This window comes from Tritonibacter litoralis (genome assembly GCF_009496005.1).
Taxonomy (GTDB): Bacteria; Pseudomonadota; Alphaproteobacteria; order Rhodobacterales; family Rhodobacteraceae; genus Epibacterium; species Epibacterium litoralis.
Map to the genome: position 1 here is coordinate 129,312 of NZ_WIBF01000001.1, position 14,509 is coordinate 143,820.

Genomic DNA, 14,509 nt, shown 5'->3' on the forward strand with positions numbered 1-14,509 from the left:
CCCCCCCACGCCGGTCGCTTTGGGCAAAGCCGAAAGCGAAACACCTCACCCAAAAAACCGTGGTGAAACTTAAAGCCCCTGTTGCGAATGCAAAAAATTCCTCTTCCCCCCTATCAAAATGTGAAATAGATCGCATCACAGGATTGCGTTTGGTAGTATCGTGAAGAGATCGCTAGCATGGACGCATCAGCCAGGAGAGCCTTTGATGTCTCAAACACGCACCGCTCTGAGCACCGTTGACCCGGTCTGGGATCAGATTACCGCCGAGGCTGAGGACGCCGTGCGCGCCCAGCCCCTGATGGGCGGCTTGATCCACGCCTGTATCCTGCACCACACCCGGCTGGACAAAGCGTTGTCTTATCGCATTGCTGCCAAACTGTGTTCGAACGAGATGTCGATGGTGATCCTGCGCGAGATCGTGGATGAGGCTTACCGCGATGATCCCTCTTTGGTGGAAGCCGCGCGGGCCGATCTGAGCGCGGTTTATGAACGTGACCCGGCTTGCCATCGCCTGTTGCAGCCCATTCTATATTTCAAGGGCTACCAGGCTGTTCAGGCCTACCGTGTGGGCCATTACCTGTGGACCAAGGGCGATTATGATCTGGCCTATTTCTTCCAGATGCGCGTGTCCGAGATCTTTGGCGTGGACATCCACCCGGCGGCAAAAATCGGGCGTGGGATTATGATTGACCACGCGCATTCCATTGTGATCGGGGAAACTGCGGTTGTGGGCGACAATGTCTCGATGCTGCATTCGGTGACCCTGGGCGGCACCGGAAAGGAAGAAGAGGACCGTCACCCCAAGATTGCCGATGGGGTTCTGATTGGCGCGGGGGCCAAGGTTCTGGGCAACATCAAAGTCGGAGAATGCTCGCGCATTGCGGCGGGGTCTGTGGTTTTGGCCGAGGTTCCGGCATGCAAGACCGTGGCCGGTGTTCCGGCAAAAATCGTGGGCGAAGCCGGTTGCAGCCAACCGGCAGTAAGCATGAACCAGGTTGTCAGCGCCCCTGCGGGCAAATAAGCACAGTCGAAATGCGGCGGGTCGCGCGCCTCTGTACAGACGACAAAGCCCCGCCAGAGCGGGGCTTTATGCGTTTTTCATCGGCGTCTTTAGTGGATCAAGCCGCCCTGGCGGTGTTTGGGGCGGGCGCACGACCGGGCAGGTGGAAGGCCCCGGCCAATGCATCCAGGCGTGCGGCCTCATCACGTAGGACGTCAACGGATTGGGTGTTGCTGGCCACGATCTCGTCATTTTGCGCCGACATGGCGCCCAGCTCACCAATGCGGCCCGACAGGCCCTGAAGCTCTGCGCTGTCTTCGACAAACCCTTCGGCCGAGGCGCTGACCCGTTCTGAGATCTCGCTCATCCTTGTGATGATGTGTTGCAGCACTTCGCCGGTGTTGTTCACCTCGCTCACGCCGTTTTCAATATGGGCGGTGGCATCGGTGATCAGCGTCTTGATCTCGGTCGCGGCCTGCGAGGTGCGCAACGCCAGCGCCCGCACTTCTGAGGCCACAACCGCAAAACCCGCCCCTGCTTCGCCTGCGCGGGCGGCTTCGACGCCTGCGTTCAAGGCCAAGAGGTTGGTTTGGAAGGCGATATCGTCAATGGTGCCAATGATGGTTGCGATCTGGCTGGCACTGTTTTCGATCTCTTCCATTGCGCGGACAGCATGTTCCACAACGGCTGCGTTTTGCTGGGCTTCACTGACGGCCTGGCCGACGATGCCGTTGACCTCGCGCGCGCCTTCGGCGGCGTTTTGAACCGAATGGGTCAGCTCTCCCATACCGTTTGAGATTTCAGACAGGGAATCCGATTGCGCATGAATGCGCGCGGACAGATCGCCCGAGCCCTGACGGATGCTGCTGGTGCGCTGTACGATCCCGTTTGCAGTGCCCAGCACCTGCGCCATCATGTCAGAAATGGCCGTTAGCGCGGTGTTGAAATCCTGACGTAGGGGTTCGTAGGCCTGCGACAAGGGGCGCTCCATCCGGAAGGCAAGATCCTGGTTGGCCAAGGCCGCAAGACCCTGTTGCAGGTCTTCAACTGCTTTGGATTGTTCATCCTGTTCCGCAGCGCGCGCACGGCTGGCGTCCTGGCCTTGCTGTAGAGTAATTTGCAAGCTTTCGATACGGCGGGCGATCTGACCCAGCTCATCCTTGCGATGTGTCGCCTTAAGGCGGGTGTTGTAGTTGCCGGACGTAATTGTTTCCAGGCTCTGGCCGATTTCCTGCAAAGGGCGGCCCAGCAGCCGACGCAGCATTGCAAAACAGACCCCGCAAGAGGCCAGCAACAGCAAGGCGCCGATAATGGCTTCGCGGATCAAGGCGCTCATAAGCTCGACATAGTTTGCGTCCGGGCTCCAGACCATGACCAACGTCCCGCGGAATTTGCCTTTCTTTGACAGGATGGGATAGACGAGGCGAAACCCGTCGTCCGAGATCCACGGCGTGAGGTCAGTGGCGACCTTCTGTTCCATTGCTTCAACCTCGCCAAAGTCAAAGCCTGTGTTGACACCTTTTTCGCTCATCACCACGCCGTTGGACTTGGTCACACGGGCGTATTGAAAGCTTTCGCCAGCCCGTTCAACCACATAATCGATGCGCTCATCGACAGTGCCTGAAAATCCAAGCTGTACCGGCTGGGCCACTTCTTTGGCGACCATCTGGGTGAGTTCCCGTTCCATATCACGGGTGGCGGTCATCGATATGCGCACCAATTCCATTTCTGCAAATATAGCCACTGGAACGGCCACAATCAGCGAGAAGGTGGAGACTAGGATCGCAATGCGAAAGTTCATCGATTGAAAAAATCGTCGTTTTTCTGGGTTAGGGGAGTTCGGTTTCATGTCGCGCTCAATCTGTTTCGGTCCCGCGCCCCTTGTAAAAAGCGATATTTACCGAGTTCTAAACCTCGGGATAAAAATACTGCTCAATTTGAGGTGGTTGTCATATCACCGTCGTAAAACTGTTTCCTTTCTGTGGGCTTTGTGGGTTTCGACGCGTGGACCCGTCGTTTTGCCACAAAAAAGGCCGGGTCTGTGCCCGGCCTAGTTTTCATATTTTGAATTTTTGACGAAAGGTTTACGCCAGCATGACCATCGGGTTTTCGAGGTTATCGACGATGGCTTTCAGCAGGTCTGCGCCCACGGCCCCGTCGATCACGCGGTGGTCAACAGACATGGTCACGCTCATGACAGTGGCCACGGTCAATTCGCCATCTGCCCCGACAACCGGCTTTTTAACACCGGCGCCCACAGCCAGGATGCCTGCGTGTGGCGGGTTAACAATGGCGTCGAAATTGTCGATGCCGAACATGCCGAGGTTGGAGATCGCAAAGGAGCCGCCCTGATATTCATGAGGGGCCAGCTTGCGTTCGCGCGCGCGTTTGGCGAGGTCTTTCATCTCAACCGACAGGGCCGAGAGGGACTTCATGTCTGCGTCCTGAAGAACCGGGGTGAACAACCCCCCTTCGATGGCAACCGCAACGGCCACATCCGACGGTTTCAACTGCAGAACCCGATCGCCTGCCCAGACCGCATTAGCGGCAGGCACAGCCTGCAGCGCATTGGCGAGCGCCTTGATGATGAAGTCGTTGACCGAGAGTTTCACGCCGCGCCCCTCAAGCTGTTTGTTCAGCTGAGAGCGGAATTTCAGCAGCGCATCCAGCTGGATGTCACGGCGCAGGTAGAAATGCGGGATGGTCTGTTTGGCTTCTGACAGGCGCGCCGCGATGGTCTTGCGCATACCGTCGAGTTTGACCTCTTCGTAGTCGCGGCCTTCGTACATTTTGGCAACCATATCGGCCGAAGGACCAGAGGGTGCAGCAGCAGCGGCCGGGGCCGGAGCAGCAGCGGCGGGAGCGGCAGCAGCTTTCGGCGCGGCAGTTGCGTTTTCAACGTCCGCCTTGATGATACGACCACGCGGGCCTGAGCCTGCGATGGTGCTGAGGTCCAGACCCTTGTCAGCCGCAATGCGACGCGCCAGAGGCGACGCAAAGATGCGGGTGCCATCGGCTGCTGCAGGTGCCGCTGGGGCAGGGGCTGCTGCTGCCGGTGTGGCGGCTTTCTCGGCGGCCGCTGGGGCCTCCTCGGCAGCCGCTGCGGCAGGGGCCGCGGTTCCGGCGGCGGCAATGTCGTCTGCGCTTTCACCGTCTTCCAGCAGGACTGCGATCAGCGTGTTGACTTTGACCCCTTCGCTACCTTCTTCGATGAGGATTTTGCCAACAGTGCCTTCGTCCACGGCTTCGAATTCCATGGTGGCTTTGTCGGTTTCAATCTCGGCCAACAGGTCGCCAGACGAAACAGTGTCGCCTTCTTTGACGAGCCATTTCGCCAGGGTGCCTTCCTCCATGGTGGGAGAGAGGGCGGGCATGAGTACTTCGATGGGCATCTTTCTAGCTTCCCTTAATCACGCCATGTCCTGAGACATGTGTTCGATTTCGAATTCTTTATGCGCCACAAAGGAAAGCTCATGCTCCCGTAACGACAAAAGAAATAACTGATGATCCCTAACGCTGTCATCAAACGGGGCTTTGACGGCGTCGAAAATGGCTTGAATCGTTGGCGACGTTGTCGAGCGGTTGAAGAACCCTTTTGGCTGGTTGGCCATGGGAGCATCTTGCAAGCTTTCGCGGGTGATTTGCCCGCCGTCTGATCCAAAAACATCCTCTGACATGGTCAAGCCGATAACATCTGAAAAACGAAGTTTGAGGCCATCGTCCAATCCAGCGCTGCGCAGGTGCACAGTGAGCGTTCCGCGTTCGAAAGCATAGCTTTCCAACACGACAAAACGTCCGTGTTCTGCCGACAGCTTGAGGTTTGTTTCGATGGCCTCAAACATGGATCAGCGATAGGTGACTTGTTTCACGGCCGCGACCACTTCGTCGGCGGTGATCAGCGCGTGTTTTTCGAGGTTCGCGGCATAGGGCATTGGCACGTCCTTGCCGGTGCAGGTCACAACAGGTGCATCCAGATAGTCAAACGCCTCGCGCTGCACTTCTGAGGCGATGTAAGACCCAACAGAGCCTTGCGGCCAGCCTTCCTCAACAGTGACCAGACGGTTGGTCTTGCGCACGGATTGCAACACGGTGGGCAGGTCCATCGGGCGCAGGGTGCGCAGATCGATCACCTCGGCCGAGATCCCTTCCGCTGCCAGCTTGTCCGCCGCTTCCAGCGCATAGGTCATGCCGATGCCAAAGGAGACGATGGTGACATCCGTGCCTTCGCGCCAGATGCGGGCCTTGCCAAAGGGAATGGTGAAATCATCCAGTTTCGGAACCTCAAAGGACTTGCCATAAAGGATCTCGTTTTCCAGGAAGATCACCGGGTTGTTGTCGCGGATCGCGGTCTTCATCAGACCTTTGGCGTCAGCGGCAGAGTAGGGCATCACCACCTTCAGGCCGGGGATCTGCATGTACCATGCGGCATAGTCCTGGGAGTGCTGGGCCGCCACGCGGGCTGCGGCACCGTTGGGACCGCGGAAGACCATGGGCGCACCCATCTGGCCGCCAGACATATACAAGGTCTTGGCCGCAGAGTTGATCAGGTGGTCGATCGCCTGCATGGCAAAGTTGAAGGTCATGAATTCCACGATCGGACGCAGACCGCCAAAGGCCGCGCCGGTGGCGATGCCTGCAAAGCCGTGCTCTGTGATCGGCGTGTCGATGACACGTTTGGAACCAAATTCATCCAACAGACCTTGGGAGACTTTATACGCCCCCTGATATTCGGCGACTTCCTCGCCCATCAGGAACACAGTATCGTCGCCGCGCATCTCTTCGGCCATGGCGTCGCGAAGGGCTTCCCGGACCGTCATGGTGACCATTTCGGTGCCTGCCGGATAATCCGGGGTCAGCTCCACCACTTCAACCGAAGCCGCGGCAGCAGCGACGGGCGCTGCGGGCACCGCAGGTGCCTCTGCGGCCGGCGCTTCTGTTGCCGCCGCAGGCGCAGATGCCGCTGAGGCGTCATATGTTTCGCCTTCTTCGACCAGCACCGCGATCGGCGTGTTCACTTTTACACCTTCGGAACCTTCCGCAATGAAGATGGCGCCAACAACGCCCTCATCGACCGCTTCAAACTCCATGGTGGCTTTGTCGGTTTCGATCTCCGCCAGGATATCGCCCGAGTTTACGGTATCGCCTTCTTTCACCAGCCATTTGGCCAGAGTACCCTCTTCCATCGTAGGGGACAGGGCGGGCATCAGGATTTCAGTTGCCATGTCTTAGGTTCTCCTCAGGCGTAAATGTCGGTCCACAGTTCTTCCAGAGCCGGTTCCGGGCTCTCTTTGGAAAACTCTGCCGCCTGGTTGACGATGTCTTTGATCTCTTTGTCTATCGCTTTCAGATCTTCTTCTGATGCGTGTTTGCCGGTCAGCAGCATGTCACGTACCTGTTCGATCGGATCACGCTCTTCGCGCATCTTCTGCACCTCCTCGCGGGTCCGGTATTTCGCCGGGTCCGACATGGAGTGACCGCGATAGCGGTAGGTCTTCACCTCAAGGATATAAGGCCCTTTGCCGGCGCGGCAGTGGGCAACAGCGCGTTCGCCGGCTTCCTTGACGGTCAGGACGTTCATGCCGTCCACCTCTTCACCTGCGATGCCATATGAAGCGCCACGTTCCCACAGGGAAGGCGATTTGGTCGACCGCTGAACGCTGGTGCCCATAGCGTATTGGTTGTTCTCGATCACAAAGACAACCGGCAGCTCCCAGAGCTGCGCCATATTATAGGTCTCATAGACCTGGCCCTGGTTGGCAGCGCCATCCCCGAAATAGGTGAAGGTCACGCGACCGTTGTCTTGATATTTATCGGCAAAGGCCAGACCGGCGCCCAGCGGCACCTGCGCGCCAACGATGCCGTGACCGCCATAGAAATGCTTCTCTTTCGAGAACATATGCATGGAGCCGCCTTTGCCTTTGGACAGGCCGCCTTCACGGCCGGTCAGCTCGGCCATCACGCCGCCTGGATCCATGCCGCAGGCCAGCATATGGCCGTGATCACGATAGGAGGTAATCCGCTTGTCGCCTTCTTCAGCGGCGGCCTCCAGACCAACCACAACGGCTTCCTGACCGATATACAGGTGGCAAAAGCCCCCGATCAGCCCCATGCCATACAGTTGACCGGCCTTTTCTTCGAATCGGCGGATCAAAAGCATTTCGCGGTAATAGTGTTTCAGCTCATCGGCGGAAACATTTGATTTCGCAGTCGTTTTCCTAGCGGCCATAGCGGCGGGCTCCCCCTTCTGGCAAGATAGTTTAGTGTTAAACTAATTCATAAAGCATTTCCCGCGCCAATGCGAGTGATAATCTTGCGCAATTTTGAGTTGTGCGCGATCCATACGCGGTTTTGCGGGTTTAATATGCAAATTGGGGTTTTAGCCCCAAAGGCTTAACGATGGTTTTCCGGTCTATTTGCGCACAGTCGGGGGAACGGCCAACGCTGGTCCAACAAAGGGTCCGTTGGGATAAAAGCCTACAGCACCGACCGGGCCATGGGCAATTGGCTGATTGTGGCACGGACAGATGATGTGTAGCCAAAACCCTTGGGCACAGCCGCAATTGGTCAGCTGCGCGATGGGGATTTCGATACAGGAAATGATTAGCGGATGACCAGCTCATCCGGGCGCACCAGCCCCAGAACCGAGCGCGCCTGCTCATCCAGAAGATCCAGGTCCAGGTAATTGTCCGACAGGCGATGGGTCAGGTTTTCCATCTGGGCGATGTCCTGAGTCAACCGGCCAAGATCGCTGCGCAGGCTTGCGGTTTCCGCTTCAATTTCCACCCGCCGAAACAGGCCATAATCCCCTTGGATCGCCGCAAAGGTGAAATAGGCGCTGAGGCCAAAAGAAACTGCAAAAAAGAGAAACGCACCCAAATTGGGACGGTTGCCGCGTGTCACGTTGGATCGCCTGTCTAACTAACTGCTATAAGCCAACTCCGCCACTTGTGCCTCGACGGGTTAACTGTTGATTAACTTTTTGTATTTGCATCGTTTTTCGATGTCTCTGATAACTATGCCACAGGGCGGTGGCTTTGTGAATTGCTAAAATTCTATTGATGAAAATTTGCGGTTTTGCTGCGCCTCAAAGAACATTTTGAAGGGATCACGTCCGGTGTACCCTGACCCAAGACCCCAATGGGCTCTGCGCTTGAACTTTGATGAGGCGGTCACTAGCCTGTTATTATGACCAATATATTTGATCGGTTTTCCAACGCATTCCCGGGCGCGGATTTCCCAAATAACCTGTTTTATGAATATGAATACGCCTTGCGGTTTGAACTGGGCGGAGAAGAGGTGACATTTGCGCGCCCCCTAAAACGGTTCATTCAGGCGTTTGAACGGGCCGATCAGGTGGCGGCAGATCTGTTTCGCGATACGGCGACACTCTGGCTGTTCTGTGCCTCTTATGGCGAGGAGGCGCCGCCTCCAATGCGGCTCGAAGAATTTGCGCTCTGCAACCTGCCCAAATCGCGCTTTTCCTATTTGGGCGCTCTGGATCAAAGTGCCGATCCCGGAGTGGATACCGATTTGGGACCTGTGTTTCGCCATTGGGACTGTGCACAGATCGACAGACAGGATCAACTGCGCGAGGTGCTGTGGCTTGGGCTCGGTGGCGAAGTTGGGGTTCGCCCCGCGTCGGAGGTTCAGATCTATTTGGCGGATGTGGAACTCGGGCTGGTGCTGCATCCCTATGATGACCGCGGCATGGATGTGGCCGCCTTGGATCGGGCATCGCTCGCACCGCTGTATCATGCGCACCGGCCCTGGTTGCTGGACTACAACCGAGCAGAGATGGATGCACAGTTTGCCGATCCCTAACGGGGGCCGGAACGTGGGCTATTGTCCTCGAACCTTTGTCCCAAACGCAACCGCGCCGCGCGTCAGCGCGGCGCTTGGCCCAAGTCTGTTGGGCTGCCCGAAGGCGGTCCATAAGGACGCGGGAGCCCCACGCCCTCACATATTTTACTTTTCCAGCGCGGCGACACCGGGCAAGGTCTTGCCCTCCATCCACTCCAAAAACGCACCGCCCGCAGTTGAGATATAGGTAAAGCTTTCCGCCGCGCCGGCCTGGTTCAGGGCGGCCACGGTGTCGCCGCCACCGGCCACGGATGTGAGCGTGCCGGCTTTGGTTAGCTCCGCCGCTTTGGAGGCGGCCGCATTGGTGGCCGCGTCAAAGGGCGTGATTTCAAAAGCCCCCATGGGCCCGTTCCAGATCAGCGTCTTGGAGGCGGCCAGAACCTCGGCCACGGCCTCAACCGTTGCGGGGCCCGCATCCAGGATCATTGCATCTGCGGGGCAGGCGTCGGCTGCGACGGTTTCATTGTCTGCACCCGCCTTGAACTCACGCGCCACAACCACGTCGGTGGGCAGAACAATGGTGCAGCCGGCGGTGTTGGCTTTTTCCAGGATCTCAACCGCGGTGCCGGTCATATCGTGTTCACACAGCGACTTGCCCACATCGATGCCTTGGGCGGCCAGAAACGTATTGGCCATGCCGCCGCCGATCACCAGATTGTCGACCTTGGCCACCAGATTGCCCAACAGCTCCAGCTTGGTCGACACTTTGGCCCCGCCCACAACTGCGGTCACCGGGCGCTCCGGCTGACCCAGCGCGCTTTCTAGGGCGGTCAGCTCGGCCTGCATCAAACGACCGGCACAATTGGGCAGCAGCTTTGCCACGCCTTCGGTGGAGGCATGTGCCCGATGCGCCGCCGAGAAGGCGTCGTTGCAGTAGATATCACCCAGCGTGGCCAGAAAACCAGCCATCTGCGGGTCATTGGCCTCTTCCATCGCGCTAAAGCGGGTGTTTTCCACCAGCACAATCGCATCGGCGGGCAGGGCGTCAATCGCCTCACGGCTGGGGCGTTCAATAAATGTGACTGATGTGCCAAAGGCCGCTTCGAGCGCGGGAACCAACGGTTTCAGCGACAGTTCCGGCACGACCTTGCCTTTGGGGCGGCCAAAATGCGCCAGCATAATCGCAGAGCCGCCTTTGGCGCGGATATCGGCGATGGTCGGGGCGATGCGGCGGATGCGGGTGTCGTCGGTCACGCGGCCGTCCTCGACCGGGACATTAATGTCAACACGCACCAGAACCCGTTTCCCGTTCAGATCCATATCATCCAATGAATTCCAACCCATGCCCAACTCCTTTGGCTCAATCGGCAGTGATAACTAACGGGGTCTGTTTCGGGTCTTTTTGTCCATCCGTCAATGCTGGCGTGCCGGCGCAAGGGCGACTTGTCGCTTTGGATGCCGCACAGGGCCATTATTGCGCCTTGGCAATCCTGCGCGCGCGGCTTAACACTCCTTGTCAATATTACTACATTCTGAGGAGGGCCCTATGGCCGAGATCAAGGATCCCGAAAACACAATCATCATCGAGCTCAAAGGCGGCAATGTGGTGATCGAACTGCTGCCTGATGTGGCCCCCAAACATTCCGAGCGTATGAAAGAGCTGGCGCGCGGCGGTGAATATGACAATGTCTGTTTCCACCGTGTGATCGATGGCTTTATGGCGCAGACCGGTGATGTGGCCAATGGCGACATGGAAGACGGGTTCAACATCCGTATGGCGGGCACCGGTGGCTCGTCCATGCCGGATCTGCCGGCCGAGTTCTCGAAACTGCCGCATGACCGTGGAACCCTGGGTGCGGCGCGTTCGGCCAACCCGAACTCTGCCAATTCGCAGTTCTTCATCAACTTCAGCGACAACCACTTTCTGAACGGTCAATACACCGTTTATGGCCGTGTGATCGAAGGCATGGAACATGTGGACGCGATCACCCGCGGTGAGCCGCCTGCGGAGCCCGATCGCATGATCAGCGTCAAGGTGGCGGCAGATGCGTAAGCTTGTTGCAGCAGCGCTGGCGGTTTTGACCGCCGGCCCCGCGCTGGCCTCGGGGCTGACCATTGATGTCACCGGCGAAGGCGCCAATGGCACCATCACCGTGGATCTGTTCGAAGATGTGGCCCCCGGCCATGTGGAGCGGATCACCACGCTGGCGGCGGAAGGCAAATATGATGGCGTGGTGTTTCACCGCGTGATCGACGGCTTTATGGCGCAGACCGGTGATGTGGAACATGGCAAGATCGGCGCGGACCTGCGGCGCGCAGGCACCGGTGGATCGGATCTGCCGGATCTGAAACAAGAGTTTTCGGACCTGCCGTTTGATCGCGGTGTGATTGGCATGGCGCGGGCGCAAAACCCCAACAGTGCGAATTCCCAATTCTTTATCATGTTTGACCCGGGCTATTTCCTGAACGGCCAATATACCGTTGTGGGCAAAGTCACCGGCGGCATGGATGTTGTGGATGCGATCAAACGCGGCACCGGTCCAAATGGCGCGGTGATTGGCCAGCCGGATCAGATGTCCAAAGTTTCAGTGACCGAGTAACGGGCGCCGTAGTCAGATCCACAGGGTCTGATCGGCAGAATAGTCCAAGCGCATCCCCAGGGGTGCGCTTGTTTTTTTTGGGGGGGGGCACAGGCCCCCGCAGACCTGCATTAGAACAGGAAATTATCCGAGTCGTTCAAATCGCTGACGGAGGCGTCCTCGACAATGATTGTGGTCTGCCCAAAATTGATTTGCGCCCCTTGGTTTGCGGCGCTGAATTGGAGGTCGTCAAAGTCGATGTCGCCCGCGGTGATCTCAATCTGGTCACGGCCGATGGTGAAATCAGTAATCCGGTCGCGTCCGCTGTTGATTTGACTAAAGACAAAGGTGTCGTTGCCGCCGTTGCCGGTCAGCCGGTCATTGCCGCGCCCCCCGTCGATCCGGTCGGATCCTGCGCCGCCAAACAGCGCGTCATTGGCATTGCCGCCATTTAGTGAGTCATTGCCACCGCCACCACGCAGCGTGTCGCGCCCATTGTTGCCCAACAGCGTATCGCGGCTGGAGCCGCCCAGCACCGTGTCGTTGCCGCCGCCACCTTGCAGCCGGTCTGCGCCACGGGCCCCGACCAGCCGGTCGCTCTGGCCGCCGCCAATCAATGTATCCTGACCGCTGCCACCAAAAAGCCGGTCCGCGCCGCCGCCGCCATTGAGCACATCATCCCCCGAGCCACCGGACAGGGTGTCAAGGCCACGCGCGCCCAGCAGATTGTCATTGCCGGCCCCGCCATTTAGATTGTCGCGGCCACCGCCACCCACCAGCGTATCGGTGCCGCCTTCGCCAAACAGCCAGTCATTTCCCGACAGGCCAACAAGACGATCATCGGCGTCGCCCCCAAACAAAAGATCATGTGCCAACCCATCAACCGTGTTGCCTGTCAGAACATCCCCGCCATCGTTTGCAACTGACAGGGCGACGGATTGATCCCGAAACTCAATCGCTTCGACCCCGATCAGAAAATCGCGGTTGTCTGGACCGGTCTCCACCGAAAATGCAAATGTGTCGCCGCCAAATTCGGCCTCGCGGATCCGGCTGTCGATCACAACAGTGTCGATGCCAAGCGCGCCAAAAACGTCCTGTGACTGTTCGTTCAGGATGATCCGGTCGTCGCCTTCAAACCCTTCGATAATGGCGCGGGCATCTCCGGGCTCGAGCGTGATGGTGTCATCGCCTGCAAGCAGGATCTCCAGCAGCTCATTACCGCTGTCGGCATCCAGGATATCACGCCCGGTCAGCGCCAGCTCCTTGATGGTGAAAATAACCTTTTCCGCGCGCCCATAGGTGACGCTGCTGATTGTCCAGTCATCCATAGAGTCCGCCGTGAAATCACCGGTTGCCGTGATAAACGCATCACGTGCGGCGGGCAGGCTTGTGCCATTGTATTCAAGCCTAAGCGTATCCCCGGTGTTTGTCAGGATCGTGTCGGTGCTTTGCACCAAGAAGAACAGCGGCGTGGCGGTGGAGAGAATATCAAATTGTTCTACGGTTGGGCGAAAGGTCACGACGGCCATCATGAAACTCCGATATGAAAAAAGACTAAAATCTATGGGTATCTATTCATACACTATTAACGTGTGGAATTTGGCAGAAATTGGACAAACATGCCAAAAAACAGAAAAGCCGCCCAGCAGAGGCGGCTTTTGTTTTTTGAAATAGAGAGTCTATTGATATTCAGTTTAAAACAGGAAGTGGTCCGCGTCGTTTAATTGTTCGGCGCTGACATCTTCGACGACAATGGTTGTATTTCCAAAGGAGACGCGGCTGTCATTGCCCTGCGATCGAATGGTCAGATCGCTCAGATCATCGGCGCCATTCAGAATTCGGATGTGATCCGCGCCAAGTCGGAAATCGGTGATGGTATCATTGCCGTCGTTGCTGCGGAATTCAAAGACATCCGCGCCGCCGTTTCCGGACAGAACATCATTGCCACTGCCGCCAAACAATGTGTCGCGCCCGGTTCCCCCCAGCAATCGGTCATTGCCAACACCGCCGTTCAAACGGTCCTGGCCATGGTTGCCGCGCAGGATGTCGTCGCTGGCATTGCCGTCCAGCCGGTCATTGTTGCGCCCGCCGTTCAACCGGTCACGTCCGCCACCGCCGATCAAACTGTCTGCGCCGCTGCCGCCAAACAGGGTGTCGGCCAGGCTGCCGCCAACGAGCGTGTCATTACCAGACCCGCCGTCCAAGAAATCCGCGCCCCGCTGACCCAAGAGCCGGTCATTGCCGCTTTCACCAAAGAGCGCATCGCTGCCAGAGCGTCCCAGCAACTGGTCATTGCCCGCGCCGCCCACAATCAGATCGTTGCGGGTCGCCGAAAATTGGTTGCCAATGAGTGTGTTATTGAATGAGGTCCCGGTTGAGATTGCGGCAAGGCGATCCTCAAATTGCAGCAGTTCTACGCTGGACAGGCTGTCGCGCCCGTCCCGTGTTGTCAGGTTGATGGTGCCAGAGGTCACCAGCGTGGCACGGGCCGACGCAAAGCGGTCTTCGACGATCAGAGTGTCAGACCCGCTGCCGCCAAAGACGGTGTCATTGCCTGCGCCCAGGTCAAAGCTGTCGTTGCCGCCAAATCCTTCCCACAGCAGGCCGATGTCTGTGTTGCCGATATTGGTGTCGTCACCCGCTGTAATCGCTGCGAATGGATTGCGATTGAACTGCAATTCTCCGAGGGTGATCGAAAAATCGCTGATGTCGATCAAGATCTCTCCGTTGAAACCGGCGCTGAGCCCGTCGATGGTACGGCTCAGGGTTGGGAATGCGGTGAAATTCCCGGTGACGGTTGCAAAAAGGCCGTTGTCGCCTTCAAGGCGGATTAAGCTGTCGGTTGTCTGCGTTACCTCAAGGCTGTTATCCCCCACCAGTGCAAAAAGGTCATCGGCAGACAATTCATCAGAATCTGCATTAATTACTAAGCGAGCCATAAAAGTATCCTTAAAAAATCGTCTTCTACGTAGAACCACATGGTTTTCAATTTACCTAAACTTTGGATTTCTCAAATGCAAGACTTGGAACACGTTAAGAAGTTATCCTGATGAAACGCCACAGGTTTAAATAGAAAAACGCCGCGCAAGGGCACGGCGTTTTCAGGTCTTTAAAACAGTGACGGGCCGGT

Annotated in this window: 13 protein-coding genes; 4 read left to right on the forward strand and 9 right to left on the reverse strand. The window is 57.6% G+C overall.

Features of this window, described 5'->3' with window-relative positions:
• The first annotated feature begins 205 nt into the window (after positions 1-205).
• A complete protein-coding gene (cysE, locus tag GFB49_RS00690; RefSeq protein WP_153213884.1) occupies positions 206-1,021 on the forward strand; it encodes a serine O-acetyltransferase in 816 nt (271 codons plus the stop codon).
• A 97-nt stretch (positions 1,022-1,118) separates the two neighbouring features.
• On the opposite strand, the gene GFB49_RS00695 is transcribed toward cysE, so the two are convergent.
• From GFB49_RS00695 to GFB49_RS00720, 6 genes are all read right to left on the reverse strand, one after another.
• Complete coding sequence (locus GFB49_RS00695) at positions 1,119-2,801, reverse strand: methyl-accepting chemotaxis protein (protein WP_194269235.1); 1,683 nt, start codon at positions 2,799-2,801, stop codon at positions 1,119-1,121.
• 283 nt (positions 2,802-3,084) lie between these two features.
• Positions 3,085-4,392: a pyruvate dehydrogenase complex dihydrolipoamide acetyltransferase gene (locus GFB49_RS00700; protein WP_153213886.1), complete on the reverse strand. Its 1,308-nt coding sequence runs from the start codon at positions 4,390-4,392 to the stop codon at positions 3,085-3,087.
• 18 nt (positions 4,393-4,410) lie between these two features.
• Positions 4,411-4,842 (reverse strand): hypothetical protein, encoded by a 432-nt coding sequence (locus tag GFB49_RS00705; RefSeq protein ID WP_153213887.1) that lies wholly within the window; start codon positions 4,840-4,842, stop codon positions 4,411-4,413.
• A gap of 3 nt (positions 4,843-4,845) precedes the next feature.
• A complete protein-coding gene (locus GFB49_RS00710; RefSeq protein ID WP_153213888.1) occupies positions 4,846-6,222 on the reverse strand; it encodes a pyruvate dehydrogenase complex E1 component subunit beta in 1,377 nt (458 codons plus the stop codon).
• Positions 6,223-6,236: 14 nt separating this feature from the next.
• Entirely contained in the window at positions 6,237-7,226 is a 990-nt protein-coding gene (gene pdhA / locus GFB49_RS00715) for a pyruvate dehydrogenase (acetyl-transferring) E1 component subunit alpha (protein ID WP_153213889.1), read from the reverse strand.
• A 374-nt stretch (positions 7,227-7,600) separates the two neighbouring features.
• Positions 7,601-7,900: an FtsB family cell division protein gene (locus GFB49_RS00720; protein ID WP_343032427.1), complete on the reverse strand. Its 300-nt coding sequence runs from the start codon at positions 7,898-7,900 to the stop codon at positions 7,601-7,603.
• 285 nt (positions 7,901-8,185) lie between these two features.
• Between GFB49_RS00720 and GFB49_RS00725 the strand changes: the two genes are divergently transcribed.
• Positions 8,186-8,821 carry a DUF3885 domain-containing protein gene (locus tag GFB49_RS00725; RefSeq protein ID WP_153213890.1) on the forward strand — a complete coding sequence of 212 codons (636 nt, stop codon included), beginning with the start codon at positions 8,186-8,188 and terminating at the stop codon, positions 8,819-8,821.
• Between the two features lie 144 nt (positions 8,822-8,965).
• Here GFB49_RS00725 and GFB49_RS00730 read toward each other — a convergent pair whose 3' ends face one another.
• Complete coding sequence (locus GFB49_RS00730; protein WP_153213891.1) at positions 8,966-10,144, reverse strand: phosphoglycerate kinase; 1,179 nt, start codon at positions 10,142-10,144, stop codon at positions 8,966-8,968.
• Between the two features lie 202 nt (positions 10,145-10,346).
• Between GFB49_RS00730 and GFB49_RS00735 the strand changes: the two genes are divergently transcribed.
• Together GFB49_RS00735 and GFB49_RS00740 are read left to right on the forward strand one after the other, a co-directional pair.
• On the forward strand, positions 10,347-10,853 hold the full coding sequence (locus GFB49_RS00735; RefSeq protein WP_153213892.1) for a peptidylprolyl isomerase: 507 nt from the start codon (positions 10,347-10,349) through the stop codon (positions 10,851-10,853).
• The gene (locus tag GFB49_RS00740; protein ID WP_153213893.1) at positions 10,846-11,400 is read left to right on the forward strand and encodes a peptidylprolyl isomerase; all 555 of its coding nucleotides are present in this window, start codon (positions 10,846-10,848) and stop codon (positions 11,398-11,400) included. Before GFB49_RS00735 ends, GFB49_RS00740 begins: the two co-directional genes overlap by 8 nt.
• Positions 11,401-11,510: 110 nt before the next feature.
• Here the strand turns inward: GFB49_RS00740 and GFB49_RS00745 are convergent, their stop codons facing one another.
• Both GFB49_RS00745 and GFB49_RS00750 read right to left on the reverse strand, forming a co-directional pair.
• The gene (locus GFB49_RS00745; protein ID WP_194269236.1) at positions 11,511-12,908 is read right to left on the reverse strand and encodes a calcium-binding protein; all 1,398 of its coding nucleotides are present in this window, start codon (positions 12,906-12,908) and stop codon (positions 11,511-11,513) included.
• Between the two features lie 165 nt (positions 12,909-13,073).
• Positions 13,074-14,318, reverse strand: a complete 1,245-nt coding sequence (locus GFB49_RS00750) for a calcium-binding protein (protein ID WP_153213895.1) — start codon at positions 14,316-14,318, stop codon at positions 13,074-13,076.
• Between the last annotated feature and the right edge of the window lie 191 nt (positions 14,319-14,509).